The sequence below is a fragment of the Marinobacter fuscus genome (assembly GCF_003007675.1).
GTDB lineage: Bacteria > Pseudomonadota > Gammaproteobacteria > Pseudomonadales > Oleiphilaceae > Marinobacter > Marinobacter fuscus.
Genome location: NZ_PXNP01000107.1, coordinates 1 through 1156, shown reverse-complemented (window position 1 = coordinate 1156; position 1156 = coordinate 1). Strand labels below are relative to the sequence as shown.

The 1156-nt window shown below is 53.7% G+C and carries 1 protein-coding gene and 1 pseudogene; both read left to right on the top strand.

The window, feature by feature from the left end; all coding sequences use genetic code 11:
* Window positions 1-338 precede the first annotated feature (338 nt).
* Entirely contained in the window at window positions 339-935 is a 597-nt protein-coding gene (locus C7H09_RS17065) for a PIN domain-containing protein (RefSeq protein ID WP_106764960.1), read from the top strand.
* 67 nt (window positions 936-1002) lie between these two features.
* Window positions 1003-1156: pseudogene (locus C7H09_RS20355) on the top strand (IS5/IS1182 family transposase); the annotation flags it as partial.

The following is a 1156-nucleotide window of genomic DNA, read 5'->3' as shown; positions in this document are numbered from 1 at the left end:
GGTGATGGCCAAGGCCGGAAAAGTTGCTGTCGGGGTTGGTTGCCAAAGTCACCCGCAGCATAGTTATGCATGGCGTGCCCCAGTCGCAGGGCCGTCCAGTTCAAACAGTAATCGGGTTGGTGCGGTTTGCGTTCTGGTTCCTTTCGCCATCCGTCTGGTTGGTGCAAGCTGTTCGGGAGAGGGCATGCAGCGCTGGGTGCCAAGGGAGACCTTGGTGGTGACCGGCCACTAACCCAAGGCGGTCAACCGGACGCCAAAAGCGTACAGCTTTTGGTTCCCTCCGCTGCGCTCCGGCGCCGGTTACCTCAGCGTTAGGGCCAAAAACAAGGAGAGTCTGCTTGGCAACAAACTATGTCCTGATAGATTTTGAGAACGTGCAGCCGAGTAACTTGGAGGTTCTCAAGCAGCATCCTTTCAAGGTGGTGGTTTTCGTTGGTGCCAACCAAGTAAAGATACCGTTTGATCTGGCCGCAGCGATGCAGAGCCTTGGAGATGCTGCGCGGTATATCAAAATTACGGGCACCGGCAAAAACGCTCTCGATTTTCACATTGCCTATTACATTGGTGAGTTGGCCGCCAAGGACTCAGGTGCCTACTTCCACATCATTTCCCGCGATACTGGTTTTGACACGCTGATAAAGCATCTGAAATCGCGTGGCATCAAAATCCAGCGTGAGCGAGACTTGGCGGAAATTCCCGTAGTAAGAATGTCCACGGCTACCTCTACCGACGATATGGTGTCGGCGATCGTGAAGAACCTAGCGGGCCGGGGACAATCCCGGCCTCGCAAGGTAAAGACGCTTTCCAACACCATCAATTCGCTGTTCACAGAGAAGCTGTCGGAACAGCAGCTAAACTCAATCGTTAGAGACCTTGAGCAGCGCAAGTATATAAAGGTGAATAACGGCAATGTTTCGTACCAATTGCCGCACTAGGAGTCTGCGCGGCAGAAGCTCGTTTCTGGCATAATAAACCGAAAATTTTTCGGCAACAGGACGTCTGATGGGAACCACTTTCCGCCCGTACTCGCCCGACCAGGAATTGCTCCTTCCCCCAAGCCTGAACGAGTGGCTGCCTGATGGCCACCTGGCCTATTTTGTCAGTGATGTTGTCGAGGAGCTGGATTTGAGTGCGTTTTACGCCCGCTACGAAGGCA